At 44.2% G+C, this 16,834-nt stretch carries 13 protein-coding genes; 10 read left to right on the forward strand and 3 right to left on the reverse strand.

The window, feature by feature from the left end; genetic code table 11:
* Positions 1-171 precede the first annotated feature (171 nt).
* The 10 genes from grdA (at position 172) to DC094_RS02125 (ending at position 12,793) form a co-directional block, all read left to right on the forward strand.
* The gene (grdA, locus tag DC094_RS02080; protein WP_116685425.1) at positions 172-618 is read left to right on the forward strand and encodes a glycine/sarcosine/betaine reductase complex selenoprotein A; all 447 of its coding nucleotides are present in this window, start codon (positions 172-174) and stop codon (positions 616-618) included.
* Positions 619-825: 207 nt separating this feature from the next.
* Positions 826-2,352, forward strand: coding sequence for a glycine/sarcosine/betaine reductase complex component C subunit beta (gene grdC, locus DC094_RS02085; protein ID WP_116685426.1), 1,527 nt, complete (start codon positions 826-828; stop codon positions 2,350-2,352).
* Between the two features lie 2 nt (positions 2,353-2,354).
* Positions 2,355-3,509: a glycine/sarcosine/betaine reductase complex component C subunit alpha gene (grdD, locus tag DC094_RS02090; RefSeq protein ID WP_116685427.1), complete on the forward strand. Its 1,155-nt coding sequence runs from the start codon at positions 2,355-2,357 to the stop codon at positions 3,507-3,509.
* A 75-nt stretch (positions 3,510-3,584) separates the two neighbouring features.
* Entirely contained in the window at positions 3,585-4,877 is a 1,293-nt protein-coding gene (locus DC094_RS02095) for a glycine/sarcosine/betaine reductase component B subunit (protein ID WP_116685428.1), read from the forward strand.
* Positions 4,878-4,887: 10 nt separating this feature from the next.
* Positions 4,888-6,186: a glycine reductase complex selenoprotein B gene (grdB, locus tag DC094_RS02100; RefSeq protein WP_116685429.1), complete on the forward strand. Its 1,299-nt coding sequence runs from the start codon at positions 4,888-4,890 to the stop codon at positions 6,184-6,186.
* A gap of 297 nt (positions 6,187-6,483) precedes the next feature.
* Positions 6,484-6,867, forward strand: a complete 384-nt coding sequence (locus tag DC094_RS02105; RefSeq protein ID WP_116685430.1) for a GrdX family protein — start codon at positions 6,484-6,486, stop codon at positions 6,865-6,867.
* Between the two features lie 438 nt (positions 6,868-7,305).
* A complete protein-coding gene (locus DC094_RS02110) occupies positions 7,306-8,127 on the forward strand; it encodes a hypothetical protein (protein WP_116685431.1) in 822 nt (273 codons plus the stop codon).
* A 13-nt stretch (positions 8,128-8,140) separates the two neighbouring features.
* Positions 8,141-9,490, forward strand: coding sequence for a hypothetical protein (locus tag DC094_RS02115; RefSeq protein ID WP_116685432.1), 1,350 nt, complete (start codon positions 8,141-8,143; stop codon positions 9,488-9,490).
* 39 nt (positions 9,491-9,529) lie between these two features.
* Positions 9,530-10,873: a sulfurtransferase gene (locus DC094_RS02120; protein ID WP_116685433.1), complete on the forward strand. Its 1,344-nt coding sequence runs from the start codon at positions 9,530-9,532 to the stop codon at positions 10,871-10,873.
* Between the two features lie 324 nt (positions 10,874-11,197).
* Positions 11,198-12,793 carry an ABC-F family ATPase gene (locus DC094_RS02125; protein WP_116685434.1) on the forward strand — a complete coding sequence of 532 codons (1,596 nt, stop codon included), beginning with the start codon at positions 11,198-11,200 and terminating at the stop codon, positions 12,791-12,793.
* Between the two features lie 138 nt (positions 12,794-12,931).
* Here DC094_RS02125 and DC094_RS02130 read toward each other — a convergent pair whose 3' ends face one another.
* The 3 genes from DC094_RS02130 to pdxH all read right to left on the reverse strand — a co-directional run bounded on the left by DC094_RS02130 (position 12,932) and on the right by pdxH (position 16,536).
* On the reverse strand, positions 12,932-13,564 hold the full coding sequence (locus tag DC094_RS02130) for a hypothetical protein (protein WP_116685435.1): 633 nt from the start codon (positions 13,562-13,564) through the stop codon (positions 12,932-12,934).
* Positions 13,565-13,627: 63 nt separating this feature from the next.
* Positions 13,628-15,736, reverse strand: a complete 2,109-nt coding sequence (locus tag DC094_RS02135; protein ID WP_116685436.1) for an ATP-dependent helicase — start codon at positions 15,734-15,736, stop codon at positions 13,628-13,630.
* A 158-nt stretch (positions 15,737-15,894) separates the two neighbouring features.
* Complete coding sequence (gene pdxH, locus DC094_RS02140) at positions 15,895-16,536, reverse strand: pyridoxamine 5'-phosphate oxidase (protein ID WP_116685437.1); 642 nt, start codon at positions 16,534-16,536, stop codon at positions 15,895-15,897.
* Between the last annotated feature and the right edge of the window lie 298 nt (positions 16,537-16,834).

The following is a 16,834-nucleotide window of genomic DNA, read 5'->3' on the forward strand; positions in this document are numbered from 1 at the left end:
AAGTATCAAAGCAGGCAACGGAATTCTTGCTTTCCCTTAAAATGGAATGACCAGTTAAATGGTAAAACCACTAAAGGGAATTGGATGCGAAAAAGGCATTCAGGTGAAAATAAAAATTAGGATGCTTTTTTATTTTCTTGTTTTTGAGTTTTTTTAACCAGAGTAATTACCATGCTGAAGGGCAAAAAGGTCGTTATTCTCGGTGACCGCGACGGCGTACCAGGTCCAGCTATTGAAGAAGTAGTTAAGACCGCAGGTGCTGAAGTTGTATTTAGTGTTACCGAGTGTTTCGTCTGAACTAGCGCTGGCGCCATGGACCTGGAAAACCAAAAGCGGATTAAAGATTTAGCAGAAAAATACGGTGCTGAAGATCTAGTTGTGATCTTGGGCGGCGCAGAAGCTGAAGCCTCTGGCTTAGCTGCTGAAACTGTTATCTCTGGCGATCCTACTTTTGCAGGTCCTTTGGCCGGAGTCCAGTTAGGACTTTCCGTGTACCACGTAGTTGAAGACGAGATTAAAGCAGAATGTGATGCAGACGTGTTCGAAGAACAGGTTGGCATGATGGAAATGGTTCTGCCAGTAGACGAAATTGTTTCAGAAATGAAAGAATTCCGTTAATTGAAAATAGGTTTGTTGGCTCTCGCTAATAAACCGGTTTTCAATCCGCGGCCAGCAGTTTTTTAAACTGCTGGCGGGCGGAAATAAAATAAATAATCACAGATTTAGCAATCCTGAGTTGCAGAGTTTGACCGAAAAATAACTGATGTTATTTATTCAGCTTTTTTTTCGAGCAATTTCTGAAATCAATTTAACGGAGTAGCAGTCGTGGACTTTCCGGTTCTAACAGGTGCCAGTTACGTATTGGCGCAAACCCCCGACTTTATCCCCTTCGGTTCTAACCAAGTTGCAGCTCGTACAGCTGGCGACCAGGAATTCCTGGACAACTTGGAGAAGGCGGTTCGCCCATTCGATATTTCTGCAGCCTATCCTGCAAACCAATGTTATATCGGTAACATCACCCCTGAGCAGTTGGCCGAAATTCCACAGCCTTGGTACAACAACCAAGATGCTACTGTCAGTCGTTTCGGTAAGTTCGGCGAAATCATGCCGGAAATCGAATTCTACGCACTGCTTAAGTACAACGATGCTTTCGACCTGGTGACTTTAACTGCTGACTTCATCGAAAGAGCGAATGTTGAAGTTGCTAATCACCCTGTACTGAAAGACTTGTTCACTCTGGACGCTGCTAAAGCAGAAGACCAGGCGAGCATGCAAGCTTTGGTTGACACACATAAAGCTGAGCCTTTGATGTTTGAAGGTCAGTTGGTTGGTGTGGTTAAGCAAGCACACGATCAAGACGAAAACCTGTCTGCACACATCATTTTAGAAAACCTGGCAGTTAAAGCTTCAGGTGTTCTAGCAGCCCTACACCTTAAGCAACAAGGTTTAGATCTGAGCGACGTTGATTACATCATCGAATGTTCAGAAGAAGCTTGTGGCGACATCAACCAACGTGGCGGCGGTAACTTCGCTAAAGCGATTGGTGAATTAGTAGGTTGCGACGCTGCAACAGGTTGTGACATCCGCGGCTTCTGTGCGGCACCTGCTCACACCATCATTCACGCTGCTGCGTTAGTAAAAGCCGGCGTATTTAACAAGGTTATGGTTGTTGCTGGCGGTGCTGTAGGCAAGCTGGCGTTGAACGGCCGTGATCACGTTAAGAAAGACGTACCTGTATTAGAAGATATGCTGGCTGGTTTCGCTTGCATCATTGGTCAAAACGACGGCGTAAGCCCAATCGTTAACACCGATATCGTAGGTCGTCACACCATCGGTACCGGTTCTGCTCCTCAAGCAGTAATGAACGCTCTGATCAGCGCACCTTTAGCTAAGCATGGTCGCCCTATCACTAGTGTTGACCGTTTCTCTGCTGAACTGCAAAACGCTGAAATCACCAAGCCTGCTGGCGCCGGTGATGTTCCAGAAGCCAACTACAAGATGATTGCTGCTTTAGCAGTTAAACAAGGTCAGTTAGAGCGTAAAGAACTGATGAACTTTGTTGCCGATCACGGCATCGTTGGTTTCGCTCCTACTCAGGGTCATATCCCTTCAGGCGCACCTTACTTAGGCCACGGTCGTGACGCGATCATGGGCGAAAAAATCAACAACTTTATGGTTGTTGGTAAAGGTTCATTGTTCCTGGGTCGTATGACCAACCTGTTTGACGGTATCTCAGTTCTGATCGAGAAGAACTCTGGCGAGTCTGCATCTGCCGGTTTCGATCAAGACGAAGCGCGTCAGTTAGTAGCTGAAGCCATGAAGGATGTCGCTGAGCGTCTTCTGGAGAAGTAATCATGTCAGAGCTTAAAAAAGCACTGGCCGGTGCTTTCAGTGATTCGGCCTCTGGCCTGCTGACCGGCCAAATGGGTCGTAAGCGGATCGGTCTCACCTTGACCGGTAGCGAGCATGGCCCTGAAGAATTGATGCGCGCAGCTCGTTTGGCAGCTCGTAACAAAGACATCGAAGTTGTTCTGATCGGTAGTGATATCGAACAAGACGAATTCGAGCAGCATCCAGCAACGGATCTGCACCAGTCCCACGAAGTGATGGAAAAGCTGTTAGACAGCGGCGAAATCATGGGTTGTGTGACCGTGCACTATAGCTTCCCTCTGGGTGTAGCAACAGTCGGTAAGGTGATTACACCTGCCGAAGGTCGCGAAATGATTATTGCAACCACTACTGGTACCAGCGACACCGCTCGTGTTCCAGCAATGGTTAAGAATGCCATCGCAGGTATCGCTCTGGCGAAAGCCACCGGTATTGCTAAGCCAACGATCGGCATCTTGAACATCGACTCTGCTTCAGTAGTAGAGCGTGTGGTCAAGAAGCTGCAAGACGGCGGTTGGGATGCAACCTTCACCGAGTCAAGCCGTGCAGACGGTGGCGCTCTGATGCGTGGCAACGACCTGCTGAAAGGCACTCCAGACGTAATGGTTTGCGATAGCCTGACTGGCAACCTGATGATGAAAATCTTCAGCTCTTACACCACTGGCGGCAGCTTTGAAGCAACAGGCTTCGGTTACGGTCCAGGTTTAGGTGAAGAAGCTGAGCGCTTGGTCGGTATTATTTCTCGCGCTTCTGGCGCTCCAATGATTGCTGGAGCCCTGCGCCTGATCGCTGATTGTGCGGAAAGAGACGTATTAAAGCTGTATAGCGCCGAACTGGCCGCAGCTAAGAAAGCAGGTCTGGAAGCTGCACTGGAAAGTGTTGCACCTAAAGCCAAGCCTGTTTCTACCGAAGAAGACGTTAAAGAGCCTGCTGAAAAAGTTTGTGACGCTGATATCGGAGGTGTCGACATTCTCGATATCGAAGATGCAAAAGTTGCACTTTGGAAAGAAGGCATCTTTGCCAAGACAGGAATGGGTTGTACCGGACCTGTTGTCATGATGGCCGCTGAAGATCGTGAAAAATCAGTAGTTATCCTGACAAAAGCAGAATTCATCGCCTAACTGGTGGATTGGGGTCCGCCGGACGCGGGCTCCGATTCCACATTGTTTTTAATAAGTTTCCTTCTGGAGAACGAAATGAAACTTGAAATTGGAAACATCTCAGTCGAGAAGCTAAGTTTCGGCAACGAAACCAAGCTGAACGGCAATGAGGTCGTTATCAACAACGAGGAGCTGGTGGCATTCATCCGCACCCTCGACGATCGTATTACTGAAATCAAGCTGGACATCGCTTTACCTGGCGAGAGCACTCGTATTATGCCTGTTAAGGACGTAATCGAGCCTCGCGTTAAGGTTTCTGGTCCAGGTACTATCTTCCCAGGTCGTTTATCTGGTGAAGAAGCAATGGTTGGCGAAGGTCGCACCAACGTACTGAAAGGTATGGCTGTTGTAACTTGTGGTCACGTTGTTGGTTTCCAGGAAGGCATCATCGATATGTCTGGAACTGGCGCGGAATACACGCCTTTCTCTAAGACTAAGAACCTGGTTGTTACTTGCGAAGTTTCTGAAGAATGTAACCAATACATTCACGAAGAAATTCTGCGCTCAGTAGGTTTAGAGACTGCCAAGTTCATTGGCAAGATTGCTTTAGAGGCTAAGCCTGACGAAGTTAAATCTTATGAAACTCTGCCTATGCTGGAGCAGGCTGCTCAATACCCTGAGCTGCCTAAGATTGGTTACGTTTACATGCTGCAAAGCCAGGGCCTGATGCACGACACGTACTTGTACGGTGTTGATGTTAAACAGATCCTGCCTACTCTGATCTACCCTACCGAAGTAATGGATGGCGCGATCATCAGCGGTAACTGTGTATCAGCTTGTGACAAAAACCCTACCATCGTGCATCAGAACAGCCCAATCATTCATGAGCTGTATGAGCATCACGGTACGAAGTACAACTTCATGGGCGTTATCATTACTAATGAAAACGTTACTCTGGCTGACAAAGAACGTAGCTCAAACTACGTAGCTAAGTTAGCTGAAATGATGGGCTGGGATGCAGCTATCGTTTCTGAAGAAGGCTTCGGTAACCCAGACGCTGACTTGGTCATGAACTGTAACAAGCTGACCGCTAAAGGTCTGCAGACTGTTCTAGTTACTGACGAATATGCTGGTCCTAAAGGCGATTCACCTTCACTGGCTGACTCGACTCCTAAAGGCGACGCAGTTATCTCTAACGGTAATGCGAATATGGTTGTTGAACTGCCTCCTATGGAGCGGATCATCGGTCATGCTAAGTATGCCGATATGATTGCTGGTGGTACTGACGGAAGTTTGCGTGAAGACGGTTCAATCGTAACCGAAATTCAAGCAATCACCGGTGCTACTAACGAGCTGGGTTATAACTTTCTGACTGCGCGTGCGGGCTAAGGAGTAGAATATGAGTATTAAAATTCTTTACTACCTCAACCAGTTCTTCGGTCAGAAGGGTGGCGAGGAAATGGCTCACATCGGGCCAGAGCTGGTAGACGGACAAGTTGGTCCTTCAGCACAAGTGCATAAGTCACTGGCTGGTAAGGCTGAAGTTGTTAAAACTATCATTTGCGGTGACTCTTGGTTCAACGAGAACGAAGAAGCAGCTGAGCAGTTTATCTCTGAAACTATCGACGCTGTTAAGCCTGACCTGATCGTTGCTGGTCCTGCTTTCAACGCTGGTCGTTACGGCATGGCTTGTGGCCGTGTTGGCGAAATCGCTAAAGAGAAAGGTATTACTACCATCACTGGTATGTACCCAGAGAATCCAGGTTACGACCTGTTCAAAAACTTCTCTTTCATGGTTGAGACTTCAAACAGCGCTGGCGGCATGCGTAAATCATTGCCTGCCATGATCAAGCTGGTTGAATCTTTCATCGCGAAAGACGGCAAACTGGGTATGCCAGCTGAAGAAGGCTACATGCCTCGCGGCTTGCGTATCAACATGTTCGCTGAAAAACGTGGTGCAGCTCGTGCAGTAGAAATGCTGATCGCTAAGCTGGAAGGCGCGGAATTCGAAACTGAATACGCTATGCCTACGTTTGACCGTGTTGAACCATTTGCAGCAATCAAGAGCCTGGCTAACGCTAAAATTGCTCTGGTTACTTCTGGTGGTGTTGTTCCTAAGGGCAACCCTGATCGCATCGAGTCTTCTTCAGCATCCAAGTTCGGCGAGTATGATATCTCCGACTTCGCAACGCTGACCGAAGCTGATCACGAAACCGCACACGGTGGTTACGATCCGGTTGCATGTAACGAAGATCCAAACCGCGTTCTGCCTGTTGACGTTCTGCGTGACATGGTTAAAGAAGGCAAGCTGGGCGAGTTACATAACAAGTTCTACTCAACTGTTGGTAACGGTACTGCAACTTCAAGCTCTAAAGCTTACGGCGCAGAAATCGCACAAAGAATGCTGGATGCAGGTGTTTCTGCAGCCATCATGACCTCCACTTGAGGCACTTGTACTCGTTGCGGCGCAACGATTCTGAAAGAAATTGAAAAAGTAATGCCGATTGTTCACATCGTAACTGTTGTGCCAATCTCATTGACTGTTGGCGCGAACCGTATCGTTCCTGCTATTGCTATCCCTCATCCACTGGGTGATCCGAAGCAAAGCAAGGAAGACGAATACAAGTTACGTTACAACATGGTAGAAAAATCTCTGCAATCTTTGGTTACAGAAATTTCTGAACAGACTGTATTCTAAGTCGGTTTAGCTATCAAAAAGAGGAGTGCTTCGGCGCTCCTTTTTTTATGTCTGAAATAAAAGCACCAGCAAATCAATTCCCGCTGCCATAAGTAATCTGATAATCACCAATATTATTCAAATCATCAACCGCTCCACCATTCAAAATAGTTAACTATAAAATCTGCTTAGATCAATGCAAAACTGTCAAAATCACAGATACTGTTAGTCATTATTTATTCGTTATTTTTTAGGATTTGGTCTGACCGAAAACATTCTATTCGGCTTTTGTAAAACCAAATTCTATTGGAGATGCTCATGGCAGTTACCATTGTTACCAACAACCGACTGGTCATTGAAAACTGGTCCAGCACTTACGCAATTGAAGAAATGGATAGCTATGAAGCGGTCTTTGTTAAGGTTCGTGACTTGGTTCATACCGGTGCGAAAATCATGACCCATCCAATGGCGGGTAGTGTTAAACCTGGCGAAAGTCCTTTCCGTTCAGTGGTTGTCAATGTAGTAGACGGTGCTGCAATGGACATGGAATCTTTGAGCATTATTGAAAATGCACTGGATCGTTTTCACATGTTGGTTGGCTGTGCCAGAAAGCGTGTTTTTAATGAAGCGACTCTAGAAGATTTCCGAGTAATTGATAACTCTTTGGTCAGTACCGGAATTAAAGTATTACCAAAGGTATAAAGTCTTCTTATTGCGCTCAGTGAAATATTGAGACAGGGAAGTTACCTCAAATGTCGCCTGGCCTGGCAGACAGGCGACAAGAGGCTTACTAAGTAACTTAGCTTCGAAGCAACTTTTCAAAATTCGTGGCAATACAACAAAAAGCAAAGCAACCACCCTACTCTCCTTTGCAATACGCTTTATCTGTATCCAATCATCAAAATTTCAGTCACCACTATTATTTTCTAGCAATTGAATTAATCACTATTCATTGCTGAGCACTGCTTGCCTAAATTTAATTCTTAACTGAATAGCTCAATATATTTGACTTTCATCATTAGTTGAAAAAAACATGCTTGATACACTGCTCGAGTAATTTCAATTTATCTATCAGTGAATTTCAAAAATGAATTTTCTAGATAGCGCTGCAAACAGGTCTTACCTGTTGCGAGCGCGCCAATGAGTGCCTATAAAGGCGTGTCGCGTGTCGACACCTTACCCCGCAAAGCCAGTAATGTAGCCTCTCTACATTCTGACAACGCACCTGTTCGTTTTAAAAAAACTTCGTTAGATCTTCTCCATACCCTCTTTGAATTTAAACGTTCTCTAGTTAATCGCTTTATTCCGATCGACACTAATCTGAAAACGCCTTCATCAGATACTTCTATCTGCAACATTTCTCATAACTCGCTTTTTACGGAAAAAACCATGAATCATTCCGGCACCAGAAATCTCTGGGGTATCACTGCGGCTGCCTTTTTATTGACCGCCTGCATTAGTACACCGAAAAAAGTTACTTTTGAGCATTTACAGCAACCAGACACACAAATACCTGGCTATGTAGCAAACATCAGTCAACTGCCATCTTCAGATTTAGCGGTTTATTTACCTGAAACTCAATATGCAAAAACACCATCAAAACTAGTTTTAATGATTAGCAACAATGGAAGCAAAAGCTTTCTTTTCGACCCGACAAAAGATTTAAAAATAGAGTCAAAAATCGACTTACAGAAACTTTACGGCAACTCAGCCGAAAAAGTTTTGAAACAATTTTCCAGCTCGGCATTTGGCAAAGATTGCAAAGTTGATCCGGCAAGGACTATGGCAGGCTTTATCCCTCCAGCCGGTTGGAATAGTGCATTAAAAGCCACTGAAGTAGCTCCAGGCCAAGTGGTTACCGGGTATTTATTACTAGACCCTCAACAATTACAAATGTCTGATATGCAGATTCAAGTTCAGTTAGGTCAACAGCAACATCAAATTAAAATAAATTTAAACTAGGGAGAGCATCATCATGAAAGCAATTAATATCGTAACATTAATCGCACTGGCCTGTGGCAGTGCACAAGCAGCACCAGAATATAGCTTGAATATGTTAAGCCGGACTTTTTCTATGGATGTTTTAGAACGTAATGATTCTAACTCCTCATTTATTTCAAAGCACCCTGATGACGTACCATATATTAACGCTAGCTTCACAAATAAGTACAGCCACTACCGTGCGCAAGCATTTCATTTATTTGGAAAAGCAAAAATAAATCCTTTTTTAACATTGGAAAGCAACGCTTATCTGGTTGGAAAATTGCATCTAAACCTTGATGATCCTGATGGTGATGACAGTCTTTATGTATTAAAAAATAATAAAAATTCATTCGGAAGAATATCAGGTGCTTTAGAAATAACACCAAATAGCAATAGCAAAATTCGCTACGGTTACATGCCGTTAGATTTAGAATTATTAAATTCAGGTGATATTAAAACTGCACCACTGATATTTGCAGCCACCTCTTTACAATATCAAACCGATTTATTCAAACTAGACCTTACTAAAGCATCTCGATCTAGTGCATCGAATGATCAAAACTATGAAAGCTTTGCAAAGTTAGAAACCGGTGTGGGTATCGTCAGAAAAGCACCCATCTATGTAGCACAAGCTGACTTTTCTAATGGTCAACTGTCTGGGTTAGCTAGTTTTGCACGGCAAAAAGGCATTAAATATTATCGAATGGCTCAATTAGAATTCCAAACTCGCTTATCAAATCAATTGAGCATTGAAGCTGGCGTTCAATATCGTGAACGTAAAGAAATCGAAAATAGCGGTACCCAATACGAAAATAATCATATTGGTTTGCGTATGGGCGGCAGTTATAACCAATTCCGCAGTGGCTTGGCATTTAGTTATACCAATGACAAATCAGACTTGGAAATGTCTACTCGCTGGAGAAATCAGCAAGGTCAATCATGCCAATCATGTGGTTTTTATGTTGCCGGTTATAACGATAACTCTCTATTCCATCATGCTGGAGAAAAAGCAATTAAGTGGAATCTTGGCGCGAACTTAGACCAATTGCAGCAAGGTTTATCTATCGATAGCTATCTAATTTACGGCGATGATCTCCACAAGCAACTTAGAAAAACCATGGATATGTACTTACACCGTCAGCGCGAATTTGGCTTGAAAATCAGCCAGCAATTTGGCAGCAACGGCGCAGAGCTTAGCTTGCAGCATTCTAGAAACAAACAGACACAGAAAAGTCGTTTCATAGATAGCGATCCAGATTATGGCGGAACAGGTACTTCCGGTTCCGTGCGCACCAGCTATCAAACCCGCATCACTCTAAACTACCCAATCAACATTATTTAATATTTTTCAGACAGGGACGTCGAAAATCGGAGTGTGAATATGAAATTTAAATTTTCCCGTAGCTTTGGCGCGCTTGCAGCCAGTTTAATGCTTGCCGGTTGCTTTGCTACCGCTGAAAAAGCACCAGCGTCAGATCAGCTTACGAAAATTCAGCCAAGCCAAGCTTTATCTGGCGACTATCTGCTGGTTGATAGCCGCAGTCCTGATGCATTCAACGGCTGGACAAAAAACAAAGATGCTGCTAGTGGCCACTTACCATCTGCTGAATTACTTTCTGCACGTTGGATAAATTGGCAGCTGGATCTGGATGCAGCAATTGCTCGACTGGAAGTTAAAAAAGACCAGAAAATTGCCGTTTATGGTGAAACTGATTTGCAGCGTGAAACCGTTGCCAAGCGATTAATTGCTGAAAAAAACATTTCAGCTGAACAAGTTTTTGAAGTCACCGGTGAATTTAGCCAGTGGGGCAAAAACTTCGAGCTACAAAAGTTGCAGGGATTTCAAACGCTAGTTCCGGCTAGTTATATTGAAAGCCGTATTGGCAAAGCAGTGATTGTTCAAATTGGCTGGGACGGTGGCAAAGGCAAAGACTATCGAAAGAGTCATATTCCCGGTGCAATTTACTGGGATGACATTGAATTTGAAATGCCACCGATTTGGGAGGCTCGCCCGGTAGAAGTGATTCGTACTGCGCTGGAAAAAATCGGCATCGACAAAAATTCAGAAGTAATTGTTTATAGCTCCGATCCTATGGGTTCAACCCGTGGCGGTGCGATTATGCAATATGCCGGAGTAGAAAACGTTAAGGTTCTCAATGGCACTTTTGATACTTGGAAAAAACTCGAAATGCCGCTAGAAAAAGGTTGGAATCAACCTCAGTCAATTGAGAACTTTGGCGTAACCGGCGAAGGCGATAGCACGGTGATTATCAATATCGAACAAGCCAAGCAACTGCGTAAACAGCCAAACTCAGCACTAGTCAGCGTAAGGTCTTTACCGGAGTTCTACGGTGAAATCAGTGGCTATGGTTATTTTGATAAAAAAGGTCGGATTCCAGGTGCCTTAAACGCGCCTTCAGGGCCAAAAGGCAGCTGGGACATGTCTAATTACCGTAATCCCGATCAAACCATGCGCTGGCAAGCGTCATTGCAAAATTTCTTGGATCAAAACAACATTTCAAAAGAAATGAATATTTCTTATTACTGTGGTTCTGGCTGGCGTGCTGCCGAAGTATGGTGGTACACCCGCGCGATGGGATTTGAAAATGCCAGTATTTATAGTAGTGGCTGGATGCGCTGGAGTAGCGAAGCAAGCAACCCCATCAGCAAAGGAACCATTAATAAACCGCAAATATTAGACAAGCAGCAAGCGCTATCTAAATAGTTGTAGTGCTTATTCTAAATGATTAAGACCGGGTGATCGGTCTTAATCAACTAAAGACATTATTGCTACAGCCCCACCTAGCGACAACCTTGGTTGAGCTTGTTCTTAAAATCGACTTTTGCTCTACATCTATTTATACTGCGCGCGCCTATGCCCGTCGTATTTGAAGCTGCTGTGCTCTCGTTGACTCTAATCGCTTACTAATGTGAGCTCTTGGGGTTCACTCGTTAGCCGTCCACCTGAATCTCCGATCACTTTGGCTATACATCTTCAGCTTTTTAGCTATTGGTTCATTCACGTTTTATTTCCCTCCATGGAACTCCTTTGATTTCTACCGCAAATATCACCATGCAGTTTGGCGCTGAGCCTTTGTTCGAAAACATTTCAGCTAAATTTGGTAACGGCAACCGCTATGGTTTGATCGGTGCCAACGGCTGTGGCAAGTCGACTTTCATGAAGATCCTCAGTGGTGAGCTAGAGCCAACCTCGGGCAACATCTCAATTACTCCAGGCGAGAAGGTAGGCACGTTAAGCCAGGATCAGTTTGCGTTTGAAGAATACAGCGTGATTGATGCGGTAATCATGGGTGACACTGAACTGTGGAAGGTCAAGCAAGAGCGTGATCGGATTTATTCTTTGCCAGAAATGAGCGAAGAACAAGGCATGGAAGTTGCGCACCTTGAAGTTTTGTTTGCCGAAATGGACGGCTACAGCGCTGAAAGCCGCGCTGGCGACATTTTGCTGGAAGCCGGTATCAGTGAAAAATATCACTTTAGGCTAATGAGCCAAGTCGCTCCCGGTTGGAAAGTACGCGTGCTGTTAGCCCAAGCTCTGTTTTCTAACCCTGATATTTTGCTGCTCGATGAGCCAACCAACAACCTGGATATCCATACTATTAGTTGGTTAGAAAACGTACTGAACCAGCGCAAGTGCACGATGATCATTATTTCCCACGATCGTCACTTCTTAAACTCAGTCTGCACTCACATGGCCGATATTGATTACGGCGAGTTACGCATTTATCCCGGTAACTACGAATACTTTATGGCGGCATCTTCTTTAATTCGTGATCAGTTGCTTTCTGAAAATGCCAAAAAGAGTGCTGAAATTGACGAGCTACAAGACTTCGTCAATCGCTTCGGTGCTAATGCATCGAAAGCTAAGCAAGCCAGCTCTCGCGCCAAGAAGATGGATAAAATTAAGCTAGATGAAGTTAAATCTTCAAGCCGTTTAGTTCCGTCTATCAGCTTTAAACAAGACAAACGATTACACCGCCAGGCTTTGATATTAGAAGAGCTATCCCACGGTTTTGATAATCATCCACTGTTTAACGACGGTAGCTTTATTTTAGAAGCTGGTGCCAAGCTGGCAGTAATTGGTGAAAATGGCGTGGGTAAAACGACCTTCTTACGTTGCTTAATCAATGATCTAAAAGCCAACAGCGGTGTAATTAAATGGTCTGAAAACGCCACCATCGGTTATTGCCCGCAAGATAGTAGCGATGAATTTGAAGGCGACTTGAACCTGTTTGATTGGATGTCCCAATGGCGCACTCCGAAACATAACGATTTAACGGTTCGTGGCATGTTAGGGCGCTTGTTATTTACTGAAAATGACATTAACAAAAAAGCTAAAGTTTGCTCAGGCGGCGAAAAAAACCGTTTATTGTTTGGTAAGTTAATGATGATGGACATTAACGTCTTGGTCATGGATGAGCCAACCAACCACATGGATATGGAAGCAATCGAAGCACTGAATATCGCCCTTAAAGAGTTTGATGGCACCTTGCTCTTCGTGAGCCATGACCGTGAATTTGTATCATCGCTAGCGACTCGTGTCGTAGAAATCAAAGATCATAAAGTGATTGATTTCCAAGGCACCTACGATGAATACCTTGCTAGCCAAGGTTTGAAGGGTTAATTACGATTAGTTAATTAATTTGCCACCACACGGCAGATCTTAAATGATCAAAAAAAGCGGTTAATAACATTGCGTTATTAACCGCTTTTTTATTAGGGAATATCTAAAGCACTTAACATATAGGTACATTGAACATTTCTATTGTGGCGATACCTTAAAACCTTCCAATAAACGATTAAATACTTGATATTCCATATTAATAACTTCTTCCTCGGAAGGATTGAACGGCCCTTTAACAGATCTTGATATGTCAGCTTCTACAACATAATAACTATCATCAAAATAAACAACGGCGGCTAGAAGCCATTGCGAAGGGCCCATTTGATGGGCTGAGTAGAAACCTTTATTACCATTAATCACAATTGATTTTTTAACCAACTGTTTAGGCTCATGCACCTCACGATATACTTGCATCTTTGTAACGTCATTAAACAATTGGTCAGAATGACTCGAAAAACCATTGATTTCAGACTGCTTGATAAAAGTCACATGATAAAAATTAATATCAAAAGCCGCCGGACCAAAAATAACTTTAGTGAATGTATCAGTTGTTCCTTCAGTTACCTTTGTATACCTCCATTCACTTGAGCTTACACTCGGAGGATGGGGTAAATTCACCTGAAAAGAACCGTCTTGAGCATAATAAATATCGCCTGAAACATTTCCTTTTAATAATTTTGGCGCAGGTATTAAACCTCCAATTGCCCCCCCAGTTCCTGAGCAAGCAGAGATAAGCATACAAATAAATACAACAGCAACTTTATGTTTCAACTCAACACCTTTTGATTGTTTTATCTTACAATTGCAATCACTACCCTTCTGAAAAAAGGGGCTTTATTTTACATCGACTAATTGCGCCGGATACACAATATCAAAATAATTCTTCACCCATTCTGGCAACTTTTCTTCATCAGTCATTTCACCCTGCTCTATTTGCGCACTCCATTGCCGCACCTCTGATAATTGAGATTCATATAAAAAGCGACTGGCCACTGGCGTGCTGTTTTTGGCTGCGCGATTGTTCTGGGTGAATCGAGCCAAACGAGGGTCGTATGGGTGAAGCAACAATAATTGTTCTTTAGCGCGGGTCGCTGCGACATAAAATAGTCGCCGCTCTTCCTCAAGATCGGCTTGTAGCACTGAGCCAGCTGAACCGGCATACCAAGGGAAACGGCCATCAAATAGCTCCGGTAAAATCACTAATGGCCATTCCCGGCCTTTAGATTGATGCACCGAGGTAATCAACAAGCAATCACCCTGCGGCTGGGTTTGCGGTTTTGAAAATTCTGCCAATAACGCTTGCAGCGAGTAATCACTGGCCCGGGCAAAATCAATTAGGCTTTCATATAATCGCTGTCGATCGGTGGCCAATTCCTGACGTAGGCTTTGGCTACGAAACTGCGATAACAAATCACACTGCTGTTCAATTCCAACCAATGCGTCGGCGGCATTCATATCAGGTTGCAAATGTTTCCTTAACCAACGCCATGCCCGCAAACAATCTCGCATGCGACTACGAACAAAGGGTTTAATTTGTGAATTGTCGGTTAAGTCATCGAATGTTTTTAATGCTTTTTCTGGCGCTGAGGCCATTTCCCTAGCGATTGATTCTTGCCAGCTGGCTGTAAGATACAAACCAGAAAAGCGTAACAACGCCTGAAAGCCTTTAATCAAAAAAGTTTTGTTTTGATCTGCCCAGCCTTTATCTAATCCTAATGAAAGCAGTACCAACCATAACTGAAGCTCGGCACGCTCAGAGCATGGCGCAGCTCCTTCAATCTTATAAGCAATGCCTGCTTGGCGAAGTTGCAGCTCAGAAACCAGACTCATCGAAAAAGTCCGAACTAATATTGCTACTTCACTGAGTTTTCTGCCGGATAAATTCCATTGGCTAAGTAGTTGAGGCAAATGGCTTTCTGCCGCTTCTGATTTAAAACCACGCTGGATAATTTTGGTTTCGCCGCAACTGGCATGGGAAATACATAATTTTCTTTGTCGCTGGCGGTTATGTCGAATTAGGCTATTCGCCAGTAGCGATAGCTGATGACCAAACCGAAAGGTATAGCTCAGGGTATAACGCTGAACCTTGTGTGCTTCATTAGAGAAACGTTGTTCAAACCACTGGCCCATAAATTCTGGTCGAGAACCGCGCCAGGCATAAATGCACTGGTCTTCGTCGCCGACTACCATCACCTTGGCCCGCTCACCGGCCAATAGCTCTAGCAACGATTGCTGCGATAAATTTATATCTTGGTATTCATCGACCAGAATATGATCGTATCGATTGCCCAGTCGCTTGGCCAATGCCGCATCAGTTGCGCATAAACGCAGTGGGTCATAAATCAGGTCTGAAAAAGATTGGATATCTTGCTGATGGCGCAATTTTTCATAGTTAGCAAATACTCGCAGAAAAAACGCGTCGACGGTTTTTCCATCCACCTTACAAGCATGAGCTTTATGCGGCGGTAGGTTTTCTGATTTGCACAAGTCCATCCAGTCAAGCAGCTCTTGCTGCATTTCTTGTTGATCTTTATCTCTGGGAACCGGCGCTGAAGCCTTAATTGCCTGCTTTAATAGTTGCTGTAATTTTCCGTCACTTTCCAGCAATCTCATGCTGGGCATGATGCCTTGCTTGCTCATCCAGCGGCAAATTCGTAACCCTAACGCATGAAAGGTTAATACCTGCACATTCGGCAGTTGCATTTGGCGGCAACGTTGGCTGAGTTTGTTCTGAAAATCGACCTGAGCTGATTTGTTGAACATCAACACCAGTATTCGTTGCGGGTCTGTACCCTGAGAAAGCAAATAGATAATTCGCTCAACCAATGTGGTGCTTTTACCGGAACCGGCAACCGCAGCAACTAATGCATGGGATGAACCATCAGATGGGGCATTAGAAGCGTGGGTAACCACCGCTTGTTGTTCAAACGTCAGCGCAACCAAAGCAGGATCTTATTTAGAAAATCAAGCGATGGATTGTACCGGTTGCGCCACTAATCATAAAGCAATTGAGAATGGCACTGTCTTTCTAGTTAAAAGCAGCGCTGCAACCAGTATAAAAATCTTGTTGCAATCACTGCTTTTTATTTCTTATTAGGTAATTAAGGTGCTAACCGCTCAATATCCCAATCTTGCTGATCTTGCTTGTTATAAAGGAAGCGGTCATGCAATCGGTGTTCACCGCCTTGCCAAAATTCAATGGTTTCCGCCTTTATCCGGTAACCACCCCAAAATTCTGGTAAAGGAACTTCACCCTTAGAAAATTTTTGCTTCATTTCAAAGAACTTGCCTTCCAAAACACTTCGCGCGGTAATTCGGCTACTTTGCTTGGAAACCCAGGCAGCAATCTGACTTTCTTTTGGCCGAGTCATGAAGTATTTGAGCACTTCGGTTGTGCTCAGCTTTTCTGCTTCACCCGTTATATGAACTTGGCGCTCCAGGCTATGCCATGGAAACAATAAACTGGTTTTGGAATTTTCAGCCAAATGTTTTGCCTTGCGGCTGCCCAAATTGGTAAAAAAAACAAAGCCATTGTCATCAAACCGCTTAAGCAGAACAATTCGTTGAAACGGTTGGCCGCTATGATCGACCGTTGCAACGCTCATTGCTGTTGGGTCTGACAAGCCGGCATCTTTTGCCTGTTCCATCCAACGTTCGAACAACGCCATAGGCTGCTCTGGCAAATCGTCTCTTCTTAAGCCGCCTTGACAATACTCACGGCGGATATCACTCAGATCGCGCATTCAGCCTCTCCAATCATTGTGCTGTGCAGTAGCGTTTATCTACTACAGATTGTACTGGATTCAATTGGGCTACCCCACTCATATCAGCATTTTTAGCATAGTCATCATCAGCTTTGTATCGATTCTTTGGCCTGACCAACCATGGTTGAATAGCGGCTCTCTCTATAGGTTTACTGATAAATTCAAAACACCATTCGAACCAACATTTAAAAACACAGCTAAAAGAGCAACCTATTACAACCTGAAACACCTATTCTAACCAACATCAACAGCATCAATGATAACGGTATAAAATACA

This window comes from Pelagibaculum spongiae (assembly GCF_003097315.1).
Taxonomy (GTDB): Bacteria; Pseudomonadota; Gammaproteobacteria; order Enterobacterales; family Pelagibaculaceae; genus Pelagibaculum; species Pelagibaculum spongiae.